The organism is Aquirufa nivalisilvae (assembly GCF_003143535.1).
In the GTDB taxonomy this organism is placed as follows: domain Bacteria; phylum Bacteroidota; class Bacteroidia; order Cytophagales; family Spirosomataceae; genus Aquirufa; species Aquirufa nivalisilvae.
Window position 1 is genome coordinate 1989680 of the sequence record NZ_CP029346.1, and the last position, 15308, is coordinate 2004987.

At 34.6% G+C, this 15308-nt stretch carries 15 protein-coding genes; 14 read left to right on the forward strand and 1 reads right to left on the reverse strand.

Features of this window, described 5'->3' with window-relative positions:
- Positions 1–130 precede the first annotated feature (130 nt).
- The 14 genes from HME7025_RS08810 to map all read left to right on the forward strand — a co-directional run bounded on the left by HME7025_RS08810 (position 131) and on the right by map (position 12954).
- Positions 131–1492 (forward strand): 3-keto-disaccharide hydrolase, encoded by a 1362-nt coding sequence (locus HME7025_RS08810; protein WP_109323282.1) that lies wholly within the window; start codon positions 131–133, stop codon positions 1490–1492.
- Between the two features lie 29 nt (positions 1493–1521).
- Positions 1522–2856 (forward strand): Gfo/Idh/MocA family protein, encoded by a 1335-nt coding sequence (locus HME7025_RS08815; RefSeq protein WP_109323283.1) that lies wholly within the window; start codon positions 1522–1524, stop codon positions 2854–2856.
- 140 nt (positions 2857–2996) lie between these two features.
- Positions 2997–3770, forward strand: a complete 774-nt coding sequence (locus tag HME7025_RS08820) for a PASTA domain-containing protein (protein WP_161566831.1) — start codon at positions 2997–2999, stop codon at positions 3768–3770.
- Positions 3771–3774: 4 nt separating this feature from the next.
- Complete coding sequence (locus HME7025_RS08825) at positions 3775–4077, forward strand: rhodanese-like domain-containing protein (protein ID WP_109323285.1); 303 nt, start codon at positions 3775–3777, stop codon at positions 4075–4077.
- Position 4078: 1 nt separating this feature from the next.
- Positions 4079–4360: a rhodanese-like domain-containing protein gene (locus tag HME7025_RS08830; RefSeq protein WP_109323286.1), complete on the forward strand. Its 282-nt coding sequence runs from the start codon at positions 4079–4081 to the stop codon at positions 4358–4360.
- Between the two features lie 753 nt (positions 4361–5113).
- Positions 5114–6382, forward strand: a complete 1269-nt coding sequence (locus HME7025_RS08835) for a DNA/RNA helicase domain-containing protein (RefSeq protein ID WP_109323287.1) — start codon at positions 5114–5116, stop codon at positions 6380–6382.
- 13 nt (positions 6383–6395) lie between these two features.
- Positions 6396–8159, forward strand: a complete 1764-nt coding sequence (locus HME7025_RS08840) for a hypothetical protein (RefSeq protein WP_109323288.1) — start codon at positions 6396–6398, stop codon at positions 8157–8159.
- The gene (locus HME7025_RS08845) at positions 8159–9580 is read left to right on the forward strand and encodes a hypothetical protein (RefSeq protein WP_109323289.1); all 1422 of its coding nucleotides are present in this window, start codon (positions 8159–8161) and stop codon (positions 9578–9580) included. The genes HME7025_RS08840 and HME7025_RS08845 overlap by 1 nt, the downstream gene beginning before the upstream one ends.
- A gap of 4 nt (positions 9581–9584) precedes the next feature.
- Entirely contained in the window at positions 9585–10223 is a 639-nt protein-coding gene (locus tag HME7025_RS08850) for an alpha-ketoglutarate-dependent dioxygenase AlkB (protein WP_109323290.1), read from the forward strand.
- 247 nt (positions 10224–10470) lie between these two features.
- Complete coding sequence (locus tag HME7025_RS08855) at positions 10471–10866, forward strand: hypothetical protein (protein WP_109323291.1); 396 nt, start codon at positions 10471–10473, stop codon at positions 10864–10866.
- A gap of 21 nt (positions 10867–10887) precedes the next feature.
- Entirely contained in the window at positions 10888–11211 is a 324-nt protein-coding gene (locus HME7025_RS08860; protein WP_109323292.1) for a hypothetical protein, read from the forward strand.
- Between the two features lie 272 nt (positions 11212–11483).
- Positions 11484–11837 carry a type II toxin-antitoxin system RelE/ParE family toxin gene (locus tag HME7025_RS08865; protein WP_109323293.1) on the forward strand — a complete coding sequence of 118 codons (354 nt, stop codon included), beginning with the start codon at positions 11484–11486 and terminating at the stop codon, positions 11835–11837.
- A complete protein-coding gene (locus HME7025_RS08870; protein WP_109323294.1) occupies positions 11834–12145 on the forward strand; it encodes a helix-turn-helix domain-containing protein in 312 nt (103 codons plus the stop codon). The genes HME7025_RS08865 and HME7025_RS08870 overlap by 4 nt, the downstream gene beginning before the upstream one ends.
- A gap of 44 nt (positions 12146–12189) precedes the next feature.
- On the forward strand, positions 12190–12954 hold the full coding sequence (gene map, locus HME7025_RS08875; RefSeq protein WP_109323295.1) for a type I methionyl aminopeptidase: 765 nt from the start codon (positions 12190–12192) through the stop codon (positions 12952–12954).
- Positions 12955–14496: 1542 nt separating this feature from the next.
- Here map and HME7025_RS08880 read toward each other — a convergent pair.
- On the reverse strand, positions 14497–15297 hold the full coding sequence (locus tag HME7025_RS08880) for a DDE-type integrase/transposase/recombinase (protein ID WP_109322221.1): 801 nt from the start codon (positions 15295–15297) through the stop codon (positions 14497–14499).
- Between the last annotated feature and the right edge of the window lie 11 nt (positions 15298–15308).

A 15308-nucleotide genomic window follows, 5' to 3' on the forward strand; every position in this document is an offset into this window, starting at 1 on the left:
CTCATTCAATTCACCAATTCTAAGAGAAGGTCAAGACCCTATAGAAAAATAAGAGGATTAATCTGGAGAATTTGAGTAAATCAATTCTTTTTAGGACTTTTACGAGTAATTAATACATTTAAAAGAAACTATGAAAAAATTATTTACTCTACTCCTTAGTTTAGGGGTATTGATGCCAGCTCTGGCGCAAAATGAACAATGGACCAATCTTTTCGATGGTAAAACGTTCAAAGGATTCAAACAACTCAACGGTCAAGCTAAATACGAAGCCAAAAATGGTGTCATGATAGGCACTACCGTAGCCAATACACCCAATTCTTTCATGGCAACCGAAAAAGAATACGGTGATTTTATCTTAGAAGTCGACCTTAAAGTGGACAATTCGATGAATTCAGGTATTCAAATTCGTAGTCTTTCTACTCCTGAATACATGAATGGTCGTGTTCATGGCTATCAAGTGGAAATAGATCCTTCTGACAGAGCATGGTCAGGCGGCCTGTATGATGAGGCTCGCCGTGGCTGGTTATATCCAGTAGAAGAAAATTCAGCTGCTAAAAAAGCTTTCAAAAAAGGGGAATGGAATCACTATCGTATAGAGGCTATCGGAACGACCATTCGTACCTGGGTAAACAATATCCCGGTAACTTATTTAGTTGATGATATGACTGCCAAAGGATTCATTGCTTTCCAAGTGCATGCCATCGGTAAAGATCAAAAAGAGGGTACACAAGTGATGTGGAAAAACATCAAGATTCAAACAGGTAGCCAAATGCGTCCACGTCCTTTGGACAAAACTACTCCCGTAGAAAATTATACCTTAAACACCCTTTCTCCGCAAGAAGAAGCTCAAGGATATAAATTATTGTTTAACGGTAAAGATTTAAACGGCTGGCGTTCGGCTTTCAAAACAACGGCTCCTCCTTCGGTTTGGACCGTTGAATCAGATGGTACCTTACACGTAAATAGTAAAGGTGGAAAAGAGTCAGGTAATGGTGGCGATATTCTAACCAATGATCAATTCGGCGCTTTTGAATTGGTTTTTGATTTCAAATTAACAGAAGGAGCTAATTCAGGAGTAAAATACTTTGTCGATGAATCTTACAACTCAGGCATGTCGGCCATTGGTTTAGAATTTCAAGTATTAGATGACGACAAGCACCCTGATGCTAAGTTGGGTACAGAAGGAAATAGAACATTGTCGAGCTTATATGACTTGATCCCTTCCGACAAAGACAAACGTTCTGTTAAAAAAATTGGTGAATGGAATCGTGGTCGTGTGATAGTTTACCCAAATAATGTTGTTCAACATTGGTTAAATGGCATCAAAGTGATCGAGTATGTTCGTGGTAGCAATATTTATAAAGTGTTAGTAGCGCATAGTAAATACAACAAATGGCCTGGTTTTGGTATGAAAGCCAAAGGCCCGATCTTGTTACAAGAGCATGGTGATTCTGTATTTTACAAGAACATCAAAATCAGAGAAATTAAATAACAACCGATACCTCAAAAATAATTTTTAACATGAAAAGAAGAGATTTCATCCAAAAGAGCGCAGTTGCCTCCTTAGGAACATTTGCCTTCAGCCCTAAATCTTACAGTAAGATTCTTGGAGCAAATGACCGTGTTCGTGTAGCCTGTGTAGGTTTTTCTGACCGTCACCGTTCTTCACACGTTCCTCCATTCAAAATTTTACAAAAAGAAATGAATTTTGAAATGGTGGCAGTTTCTGACCTTTGGAACCGCAGACGCGAAGAAGGAAAGGCTTATTTGGAATCCCAATTAGGAAGCAAAATCACTACTTACCGTAATAACGACGAGTTATATGCAGCTAAAGGAGTAGATGCAGTATTTATCTCAACAGCGGATTTCCAACATGCCTTACACACCATTGAAGCGGTGAAAGCGGGTTGTGATGTATATGCAGAAAAACCATTGGCAGAAACAATGGAAGATGCACGTGCTGTATTAAAAGCCGTAAAAGAATCCAATAAAATTGTTCAGATAGGATCTCAGCGTCGTAGTGGTGCCAACTACTGGGCAGCAGATGAGTTTATCAAGTCGGGCAAATTCGGTGATATCAAAATGGTCGAGTTGATGTGGAACGTCAACCAACCAGGTCGCTGGAGAAGAGTCAACCTTTGCAAAGACTTAAAAGAATCAGATATCGATTGGAACCGTTTCTTGATGAACCGTCCTAAAGATTCATTTGATCCTCGTAAATATTTAGAATACCGTCTATTCTGGCCATATTCTTCAGGAATTCCTGGTCAATGGATGTCTCACCAAATTGATACTGTTCACTGGTTCTCAGGCTTGGCTCATCCACGTTCTGCGGTTTCCAATGGAGGTATCTACCAATGGAATGATGGACGTAAAAATGCAGATACCATGACTACGGTATTTGATTACGGCCCAGCAGACCAACCAAACAAAGGCTTCCAAGTAAGCTTTACATCTCGTTTCTCTAACTCAGCAGGTGGAACTAAAGAAATTTACTACTCTAACGGTGGTGAATTGAACTTAGATACCAACATGATTTCTCCAAATGGTGGATTAACTGAAGGAGAAGCTAGAGGCATGGGCATGCAGGCGAATTTATTGCCAACCTTGAAAATTGAAGGTCCTAAAGTAGAGACTGGATCTAACACAGGTGGTGATAGCTTAACATTTGAGCACATCAAAAACTGGATGCAATGTGTACGTTCACGTAAAACTCCTAATGCTCCGATTGAAGCAGGTTACCAACACTCCATTGCAACGATCATGGCCAATGCGGCTTACCGTACAGGAGAGCGTGTTACCTTCAACGAGAAGACACAAGAAGTTATGGCAGGATCTAAAGTATTCAAATACTAAGAAATAGCTAAGTATAAGGACCGGGTGGTTGAATGACTACCCGGTTTTTTTATGTCCAAACTAAGGATTCGGTTGACAAAATGGGTTTTTGTTTTCCCGACAATTCCCTAACTTGCATTCAATATTTGAACGCATCCCTCATGATGAAAATCCCTACCCAAACCAAAAAAGATCTGTACACGCACATAGCGATTCTGATCTCCTTATTTCTGGTTTTATTTTTCGGGTTCTTTTTTGTGTATTTGCCTTGGAGTACCCATCATGGGGAAACCATCAAAGTTCCTAATCTGAAGGGAATGACCATGGAAAAAATGGAGGAATTGGTCGATGCCAATGACTTAACATATGAAATTTCCGATTGCACCTTTACGGCAGATAAACCTCCTTTGACGATACTTTCTCAATACCCTTTACCGAATGCTTTGGTGAAGTCGGGAAGAAAAATTTACATCACTATCAATTCAGAAACACCTCCTACCATCAAAATGCCAGGTTTGATCGGCTTATCGGTTCGAAGTGCTGAGCAGCAATTATTGATTTCTGGATTGAGAAAAGGAATTGTGCATGAAATCAATGACCCTAGGGTTAAAGAAGTGATTGAAATGCAAGTGAACGGGCGGAAGATTGAGGCGGGAGCAACGATTCCCAAAGGAACCATGGTTGATTTATTCATAGGAAACGGAACGGCCAATGTAGAAATGGAATTACCCGATTTAGTGGGTAAACCTTTGGATGAAGTCAATATTATTTTGGCAGGCATGAACCTAACGGTTGGTAAAATTTATTACGAAGCGAATGAAGAATTTCAGCCTGGCGTGGTATTTAAGCAAGTTTGTGCCACTTGCACCGGAACGAGTATTCACCCAGGAGATACCATTGACCTTTGGGTTGTAGGTGGCGGAGAAAATCAATAATCACATGGAAGATATTACAATAGAAGAATTAAAAGAGCGAATGGATAACAATGAGGCATTGTACATCATTGACGTCCGTGAAGAACATGAATTTGATGAGTTCAACATTGGAGCTCAATTAATCCCTTTAGGAGAATTACCTGAAAGATTGGATGAAATTGAAGCAGATAAAGATGCGGAAATCATTGTTCATTGTCGCTCAGGAGCACGTTCTGGTCGTGCCAAAGAATATTTAAGTAGCGAAGGATACAGCAATGTCCGTAATTTAATTGGTGGTATGCTCGCTTGGCAGGCTGCTGGATATTAAGATGCAATCCATTACGGCTGTTACTTTCAAAGAACAAATCAGCCACTTACACCTCCTAGATATACGTACTCCCCGCGAATGGGATGACTTTAATCTGGGAGGTGTTCATATTCCACTCGATCAATTATTGGACCGTATCGAAGAAGTCCAACAGATCCCACAACCCATTACTGTCATTTGTTACAATGGTACGCAAAGCTACATTGCGTGTCGACTTCTTTCAGTAAAAGGCATTTCATGCCAAAATCTAGAAGGGGGATTGGAGGGGTATTTGAAAATATAGATATTAGTTTTAGTTGTTAGTTATTAGGGTTTAGAATTATAATCATTAGGTTCTTAGCTAACATTTTCTGAATTGAATTCATAGTTTCTCAACAAATAAGACCGATGGATAAAATGTACTTATTTTATCGGCTAAATATAATATTTTAGCTCTCCATTATATACAAGTTTTGTAGCTTGGGGAGGTTTTAGGAAAAATAAGTTATGTCACTTTAGGGTCGCTCTGAAAGTTTTTCTATTATTGAAGATTTCGTAAAATAAAAACCAGCCCTCTTCCAACTAAAATGTAGTGTTTTTGCAAACGCACTTGTCAATCCTAAACATTACAACTTACTTTGCCTAACTACACTAAGCCGATCCAACCCCATTCAGTCAATATGAATTTTCTACTTTCGTCTATAGATTATTTTTCAAACGTATATTTGACGAATTGAAATAAGTCTATTAATTACTAGCAGACAACTTTTTGGCAAACAATAATAAATTATAGTGAGTCTGAAAGCCTATTATTTAGGCAAATGAATACAGAATTAAAAATGAACAATACTTTTATTATTAAAATATATAATGATGATTAGTAGACCACAAAAATACACTCCTTCAAATTAGTACAAGTTTTAAAAATTCCAATGTTCGAACTTCCAACGATTTGGCTTTCTAACAAACTATTTATTACTTTATAGTAAGTGCCCTAAGCACATAATGCATTTACAGAAAAACTATTACAAACTAAAGTAATCTAATCTAATATTATATGCCTGACTTTATTTTCAGATTACCGTTAAAACTAACTGATGCCCAGCGATTAGCCATAGATGACTATGATGGTTCTCTTGTTGTTACAGGAGGTCCTGGCAGTGGAAAAACCACTGTGACAATTTTTAGATTTTTGACACCTGTTAAAAACAATCAAAATGCTTTATTATTTACTTACAATCGAACATTGTTAGCTTCAATAAAGGGCATTTTACGAAATAAAGCTGAGGAGCTCTTTGGTGATTTGGATGAGCAAACAATAAAATTAGTAATCGAAAATAAAGTAAGTTCATTTTATAAATGGTATGCACAAGGAGGACAATGGTTTGATTCATCCTTAGACGAAACTCAAATCGAGCAAAGATTTAGAAACACAGGAAGAATTTATAGAGAAATTTTCTTTGATGAAGCCCAAGATTTAACCCCAGCAGTATTTGCTAAAGCGTTTATGTTAGCAGAAAAAGTTACATGTGGTGCAGATAATGCACAGGATTTGCAAAGTAATTTTCCTCCCGATGAAGCATTATCTATTATTCTAGAAAAACTCAGAAATCAGAAACATACAGACCTCCAACCTCTGGAACAAAATTTCAGAAATACAAAAGAGATTTTTGAATTCGCTAGAGGCTTTGTTCCAGATGATGAGATTGTACAATATATTGATACAAGCGACTTGCAAAATGGAGAAAACCCCGAGATATTGGACAACCTTTCAACTGATGCACAACTTTCAAAAATCAAAGAAATAATTGAAGCAAACCCAGCAAGCAACATCGGTATATTAGTTAATTACGGAAATCAAGTAGTTGACATTAAAAATTACTTAGAAAAACCAGAGAATGGATATTCTTGTCAACCAAATTCTACGGACAATAGAACGTTTTCGTACTACTATAATGGAATGCCTCAAGCAGAAGAACAAATAATGTTTGATAGAATGAAAACTCCATTTATTTGCACCTATGATTCGTGTAAAGGATTGGAATTTGACATTGTTATAATGCCATTTTTTAATGATGCAGAAAGAGCTCTTGCAAAGCCACGAAAAAAGAAAATCAATAATACTTGGATAGAGGAAAAAAATGCAGATGGTTCAACCAAAATGTGGGCCACAAGAAATCATTACTATGTTGGGGCAACAAGGGCTAGAACTCAATTATATCTATTGTGTTACCAAAAACCACAATTACTAATTGACCTATTAGAATTCATATCATCAAATAATCAAAGTCAAATAAATTTATTTGATGATGATTTACCATTTTAAAAAGTAACGTATCATGGCAAAGAAAATAACAAAAAAAGAAATAGAGAAAAATACTTTAAAGACTCCTAAAGAAGAGTTCTTTACTGGTAGCCTGTTTCACAATCAAACTGAACAAAAACCAGAAATTCCTCTGAAAATTACTAACTCAGAAAAAGTAGAAATTGTAGAGGAAATAAGTAAATCTTATAATGATGAAACAGAGACAAAGTATACTGATGATAGTATTTTTTCATTAACAGACAATCTTTATATAGAAGTTCATAAATCAAATTTGTTGCAATATTTTTCAGCAGGATGCATCTTTCCATCTAAATATAGTTCACAAAAAGCATTTTCAGACCCGCAATCAATTAACGAGAATGGCTTACTCATTTCGAATGGATTTATGTCCAATGATAAAGATCATATCCTCATTCAGATAGATGCTTTTGTAATAGATAAAACTTTATTATCAGTAAATGGTTCATTCGGCTTGTATTGTAATATCATTCCTGTAAGTAGAATAATAAGACTTTATGTACACGATAATGAAACAAAGAGAAAAACACTTGATGATTCACTAATCAGAGATGCTGGTATTATTCCTGACACATTAATTGAAGTTGGCTTTCCAACAAATATAGCTAAGGTATCTTTTGTTGAGTTTAATATTACCACGCAAAATCTAGAAAGTCAAATTATCAAGTTTGATAAAATTTTAGGCTTAATAGCAGGGGCAAGAAATTTTAATCTATTGACTTATAATCAAACAGGAAAATTTAAAACAATTTCAGATCATTCTTTATATGCAATGCAAGGCATTGACGAAACTTTTGGAATAGAAATTGTGAACAGTGGTCATTTTTCTGATTATTATAAATGGCTGTTTACCAATTCATGCCCTAGTGACCGCCCCTTGCTTCAATGGCTATTTAAAAGAGTTTATAACTACACCAATTTCACTGATTCAGATACATCTGAATTTGAATCTCTTTGCGAAATAACCAATTCTTTTTTAGGAGAAGAAAAACAAGTAAAAGATATCTTTTCTGCCCTTAGAAAAAGCCTAGAGAGAAAAAAAGCAATGAATAATATTGAGTTGCTGCAATCAAAGAATAGTTTAGCCCTTTATGTTTTTGCCTATTTACGCAACTTTGGGACTAGCCAAAATCCTGAACTCCCTAGAGTTGAATTAGTCAATTCCAGAATTAATAAATTTAGTGAGTATGCATTTGCAACACTAAACTTCTTTTTTGGCTACAAGCAACTTAGAAATTCAGAAGATAGAATTTTAATTTCTGACGATACTATAAAAAAAGCAATAAAGATTCCTAATAAACCAACCATAAAATTTGAATTGAGTACAGAATTCGATTACCGAATTATTGATTCTGTCTTTAATTTAGTTTTTGGAATTAAGATCACCGAATTGGTAAAACACAAAAACATATCAGTTGAACAAGGCAATACATCAATCTCAATAGAAGGATATGACTGTTATTCAACTTTGATTTTTGGCAAATTGTATCATAGAATATTAAAATCAGATATAGAAGATCAACTAAAGAAACTTCCAAATGAAATTACAATATTCTCTGAGTTTGGGCTAGTTTGTCATCGTTTAGGTTTGAAAAGATATTTGATCGGATTAGAAGAGTTAATTGGAAACCCTAAAGCAATTTTAAGATTTGTTTATTATTCAAAATCAGATCTAATTGATGCTATAAGAGCAAATAAAATCGATAAGGATGAAATTAAATACAGAATAGTTCTATCTCAAAAACATAAAGAATTGTAATGACACTTGAAGAACTAAAATCAGAGTCACTACAATATGACTTAGCCGACTTAAACGAATTTGTTTCTGATAACAGAAACGAAATAAAATTGCTCTTTAGTAATTTGATTGTAGAATCAACAGTCACTAGAGATTGTGTTGAGTTGATTCGCCATATTCATTCCAAACGAAGTAATGGAATTGATACTGTCGGAATTCAATTTTTAGTAACAAGTCTTGCCTTTTACTTTAAGTCCTCCAATAAACCGGAGTTCGTTCAAACTTGCATTACAAATCTTAAGGACAATGTTTTAAAATACAGACTTTTGGCTTGGTTTCAATACAAATTTGAACACAGACAAACAAGATCACATATTAATAGATTTACACAGTACTTGGATAAAATTTCTAAAGCTGCTGCAGATGAAAATGAAGACTATACAGATGATGTTCTTTCAGATTTACACTCATACTATTCTGAGTTTAGCCATATACTAGGTTTTCAAGAACAATTTGATAATCCTGATTTAATAAGTAGATACCCAATTCTAAATGAATATAATAAACGAAAAGATGCTTTAGACTACAGAATAGAACTACACGAAAGCGTAGATAAAATATTTACACCATCTCCATTTGCCGAAAATCTTTTTTCCGAAAAATTTATTGATTATATTAAGTATCATGATTCTACAGTTTGGAATAACATCTTACTTGGTTTAGACACCTTTACAATTCGTTCCGAAGTTATAAATTTTGGTCAAGCTAATTTTGATAAACCATATAAAAAGCTTCAACCATCGGATATTGTTAAGCTGTATTGTTACTTTAATATGCGTAAGCATTATTATTCATCAGTATATCTTTTTGAAAGATGTATTTGGATAAAGAAACTTATCACTAAAGATGGTTGTTTGAAATTTATTGATGTTGGTTGCGGCCCAGCTACTTCTGGGATAGCATTGACTGATTATTTATACTCAATTAAGAGTTTGAATCAGCAATTTGATTATATAGGTATTGACCATTATGATTCAATGCTAGAGGCTGCAGCCGATCTGATGACTAATTCAGCATATAATAAATGTACAACCAATGTTTTTACAAAAAGAATCGGGAATCTGCAAAGTGAAGATTTCCATAATGCCAATTCGATCTTATTTAACACTTGTTATCTCTTTGCTAGTCCAACTCTAAATATAGATTTATTAGCCTCTGAAATAAATAATGTATTGACTGCTTATAGCCATCTTCCCAGATTCTTGCTTTTCCAAAATACAACTGACGAGTCCAAAAATACCTACTATAAGTTATTCAAAACAAAAATCATTAAACATGATGTATTACTTTCTGAGAAAGTAACAATCAAATACAATAATCAGAGAAATAGTTATTATCCTCCTGTTCACGAATCGGTCTATTTCGAAATTTTAAAATTTTAAAATTATGTACGATTTATTCAATCCAGTTCCCGATAATGTTTTGTCCAAAAATGATTTATGTCATTCTAAAATCATCAATGACATATCAATGATTCAAGGGTTGACATACTTACCAAACTTCATCGACAAGTTAGAGGTGAAGTATTTAATTGAATCAATTAATGCGGAACCTTGGTTATCTGATATTAAACGTAGAGTGCAGCATTATGGTTACAAGTACGATTACAAAGCACGTTCAATAGACTATTCAATGTTTATTGGAAAGTTACCAAGTTGGGCTATGATAATGGCTCAACGATTATTTGATGAAAAGCATATCAGTGAATTACCAGACCAACTAATAATAAACGAATACCAACCTGGGCAAGGTATTGCAAATCATGTTGACTGTGAACCATGTTTTGGTAACACTATTATTTCTATTAGTTTAGGCTCATCGTGTGTCATGGACTTTATCAATCTTCGAACAAAACAAAAAGTTGAAGTAATGCTTGAATCAGGTAGTCTTGTTGTTCTTACTGGAGAAGCTAGACACAACTGGACACATGGAATTGCTCAACGCAAAACAGACAACTTTAAAGGCATGAAAACTGAAAGACGATTAAGAATTTCGATGACTTTTAGGAAAGTAATATTGACGTAACAGTCAACAACACTTTTGTATTTATTTCTAATACAAAGACCATCGATAAAAATTCAAAAAAGCAATCAAGCCATTGCAACAAGACACCGTAACAATATATAATAAAGCAAAATTTAACCTTTATTCAAGATAGATTTGTGATTTAAATGGTCCTTTTAAGCTCTGCACATGTGAGGCAGAAGTTGACAGAAGCAAACCACATTGGATTTTACATCAATTTCTTGAGAACATACAGGAAATCTTTTTAGTGGGTGAATTCAGCAACCCAAATCTTTATGAAAAATTTGTAGTCAAAAAAATAATCAAACGCTTAAATACTCAACAAATATTTGATTTTGATTATCAGGCCAAAGACGGAGATCTTTTAGAACTATTTTCAAAAATTGACCAAATTGATCAAGATGAAAATAATCCTGATTATATATTAGTTTTTAAAAATGGGAAATGGAGTTACATGGAACCATTCGAAGCCCATGAAAACATACATCGTATAACAACTATGGGCGAAATTTTAGGACCCCTTACTTCACTAACCAAGGCCTATAAGGATTTTCTTGAATATGCAAATGAAGAAACTTTGGTGGAATTTGATCGAAACTTCGGATACTTCCTAAAACCCCTTCAAAAAAATATTTTACAATAGTTTAATTAAGTTAAATACAACATGTTTAAGTGCTATAATGGAGAAGAAGAAAATCCCTTCGACCCTATCCATCAAAATACTAAACACATGTTTTGGTTTTATGAATCTGTTTTTGAAAGTAGTTTCTCTCAAAATAAAACATCTGATTGGATAAATTTCTTTTCTTCCTATGATTTAAAGAAAGATTTCATGCAAATTTTGTCCGAAGAAGACAAAGTCAGACCAAGCTTAAAAAAGAAAAAACAGATATTTGACCTATGGCTAATATACTTTTTTACTCACAAGCTTTATCGAGAACATGGAGGTGAAAATAGTTACGAGAAATTGTATAGAGCATTAAGATAGATTATTATCAGTCATCTTCTTTCTGGACTGTTAGACATTAAAGTGAAATTATTTCCCACTTCTATCTCATTCTAATTATCGGCAATATTTTAAATTTACTGCCGTATTATAGTTTTCCCATTACTACTTCTAAGTTCTCTAGTCCATATCTAAAATAGATAAATGGGATTTGCATTCTAAATAAAATTCAGAGTAAGGATAAAACAAGACACTACTGGTGCTTGCAAATTTGTTCCATTATTAGTTAACTTTGCTATTGTTCTAAATTTTTAATGGAAACAGTAAGACAAATCATCTTTTACAAAGATTATTTCTATGACTTTTTTAATGACCAAACAGAAAAAGTAAAAGAAAAAATCGATTACGTTTTATATGTCATTACAGTCGCTGAAAGAGTACCCAAGAAGTTTTTTGACCACATAGAAGGAACAGACGGACTTTATGAAATCCGTGTAGAATTCCAAAGTAATATTTTTAGAATATTTTGTTGTTTTGACGAAGGAAAAGTGGTTATACTATTCAATGGTTTCCAAAAAAAATCTCAAAAAACACCACCAGCAGAAATTGAAAGAGCTTTAAAAATCAAAGCCGAATATGTTGAAGAAATTAAATCAAGAAAAAGATGAAAACTACACAGGAGCATAATAAGAGCATCACGACTTTTGATGAACATCTTGAAAATCGATATGGTAAAACTGGGTCTGTTAAAAGAATAGATTTCGATATTAAAGCCAAAGCTTTTGCCATTGGTGAAGTAATCAAAGAAGAACGACGCTTGTGTTCCATGACCCAAGAACAACTTGCAGAAAAAACGGGGACGAAAAAAAGTTTTATATCCAGAATTGAAAATGGACATAGTGACATTCAACTTTCCACTTTGTACAAACTTTTGGAAGTGGGTCTAGGACGGAAAATCACTTTTACGATTGAGTAAACGTACCTTTGCCTCATGTCAAACAACAACAGAAATATACGAGTATGTCCATAACAACAGAATCTGAATTAATTGGAATGAAAAAAGTAAGTGACGTTGTTGCTTACACCCTAAAAGAAATGAAAAATTACGCCAAGCCGGGTATGACAACCAAAGAGCTTGATGACTTTGGGGCGAGTATTTTAAAGGAACTTGGGGCAAATTCTGCACCGTTTATGACGTACAAGTTCCCAGGTTGGACTTGCATTAGCGTAAACCATGAATTCTGCCATGGTATTCCTTCCAAAAACAGAATTCTAAAAGAAGGCGATTTAATCAATATAGACGTTTCTGCTGAGCTTGATGGTTATTGGTCTGATAATGGAAACTCATTTGTAATTGGAGAAGATATTCATCAACATCAAAATTTAGTGAATGCATCTAAAGAAATATTGCAAAAAGCAATCCATCATATTAAAGGTGGAGTAAAAATTGCTGATGTAGGTTTTCTGATGGAAACAGAAGCTAAAAAAAGAGGCTATAAGGTAATTAAAAATCTTGGTGGACATGGTATCGGCAGAAGTCTACATGAGCAACCAGATGAATTACTGAATTATAAAAATAAATTTGACCAAAGACGATTTAAAAAGAACTCTGTTGTAGCTATCGAAACATTCATTTCAACTTCTTCTACCTATACAGTAGAGCAAAATGACGGCTGGACAATGGTTGGAAACAAAGGGGGGTATATGGCACAACATGAGCACACGATCGTTGTCACAGATGGAAAACCCATCATTCTAACAGAAATGAATGGCGTTTGGAATTAGTAATAGCCTAATCAAGACAATACATTAGGTAGATTAAAGCCGTAAGCGGAGAGACAATCGGGAAGGGAATTGTAAATGATGAATTATAAATTATAAATGGAATCGGTCTCAATTCTACATTCTTCATTCTACATTTAAAGGTAAATCCCTATGAAAGATTAAAGCCATAAGCGGAGTGAACATCGGTTCTGCGTAGCAGAATTCGTCTTAGGATTAACCGCATTTCCTCTGTTTTTTTGTTTCTTTTTTTATAAAAAAAAGAAATACCATATGAATTAAATCTTCGGTAAAGCTATTTTTTAGGACTCTTTCTTGTTGTTTTAACAAGAACACTATGGTTCAGCAAATACTAGGGATTTTCTTTTTTTGGACAAAAAAAGAAACAAAAAAACTTCTTTTATGTCGTTCAGCAAAGGCGAATTCCGCTTTGCGGAACCGTGATTCACTCCGCTATCGCCTATATTTTTGACGCCGACCCGCATCGCCTATGCAGTGGTCAAAACCTCGTCTACCGCTTCGTTCATCACATTTCGCTCGTGCTGACCGACTTGATTTCCTAGCTAAAATTCTACTTTCTTTATTCTCCATTGAACGATTAATCCTACGAAAGATGGAAACAAAGCATGAGCGAAGCGGAAGGCGGAAAGGAAATTGTAAATGTTGAATTGTAAATTATAAATGGATTCGGTTTATATTATAATCCCTAACAATTAATCCATATTTAAAAGGGTTAATCCAACGAAAGATGGAAACGAAGCATGAGCGAAGCGGAAGGAAATTATAAATGATGAATTATAAATTATAAATGATGATGGCTCATTCTACAATCTACATTATTCATTCTACATTGAACGGTTAATCTTACGAAAGATGGAAACGTAGCATGAGCGAAGCGGAAGGCGGATATTTGACCTTGCGCATAGGCTATGTGCGATGGCGTCAAAGATTAAAGCCGTATGCGGAGTGAACATCGGTTCCGCGTAGCGGAATTCGTCTTAGGATTAACCCTATTTCCTCTGTTTTTTTTGTTTCTTTTTTTATAAAAAAAAAGAAATACCATATGAATTAAATCTTCGGAAAAGCTATTTTTTAGGACTCTTTCTTGTTGCTTTAACAAGAACACTATGTTTCAGCAAATACTAGGGATTTTCTTTTTTTGGACAAAAAAAGAAACAAAAAAACTTCTTTTATGTCGTTCAGCAAAGGCGAATTCCGCTTTGCGGAACCGTGATTCACTCCGCTATCGCCTATATTTTTGACGCCAACACGCATCGCCTATGCTGAGGTCAAAACCTCGTCTACCGCTTCGTTCATCACATTTCGCTCGTGCTGACCGACGGTATTGTCAATCATATAAATTCTTCATTCTACATTCTACATTGAACGGTTAATCCAACGAAAGATGGAAACGAAGCATGAGCGAAACGGAAGGAAATTATAAATGATGAATTATAAATTATAAATGATGATGTGTGAATGCCTGAATGACGTTGACCGTTTTGTGTCACTTATACTTGATTCATATTCAATTATTTTAGGTATTTAGCTTATAGCTTGATTTAAATTTAGTAGTTTTTTTTCAAATGCAATAGGAGACATTTTATTTAACTCAATATGCGGCTTTTCTAGATTATAAAGTGATACTGCGCGGTCAACTTCCTTGACTAGCATTTCGAAGTTATTGATTTTACGATGCCTTAAATAATTGTTTTTAATAATACCATTGATGCGTTCTGCTTTCCCATTTTCCCAGGGATATTTGCACATGCTATTCTTGATCCCATATTTTTGAGTCACGCTTAAAAATTCTCTGGCATAATATTGACCTCCTCCATCGGAATGAAGTATTAAATCATCAAATCGCCTCTGTTTTCTAAGCTTGATGGCCATTTGTAAGGCTGGAATGGTCGTGTGAGTAGTCAATAGTCTTTTAGAGGTGTGATGACCCACTATATGACGTGTATAGGCATCTATGATAAAAGTAAGGTAATAATAGATTCCATTGACTTGATAATAACTAATGTCGCTCTGCCAATATTGGTCTATTCGACTCGGTTTTTGATGTATCAATAAATTCTCAAACCGAACTACTCCTTGACTATCTGTCGTCTTGATAAAGGAGTGTATTCTAGGCCTAGTTAAATGTTGTTGCTTACAAAATACCTCAAATAAATCCCTTCCCATCATCTGCTGATGATCGGGTTTTATCATATAGTACAAGTAGCGAATAGCCATAGTGGGGTGTTTTACTCGAATTTCATCGACGACCTTTAATAAATGATGTTGAACTTTTTCCTGCTTGATTTGTCGATTTAACTGTTGATGTACAGCTTGCTTACTCATTCCAAGACTTC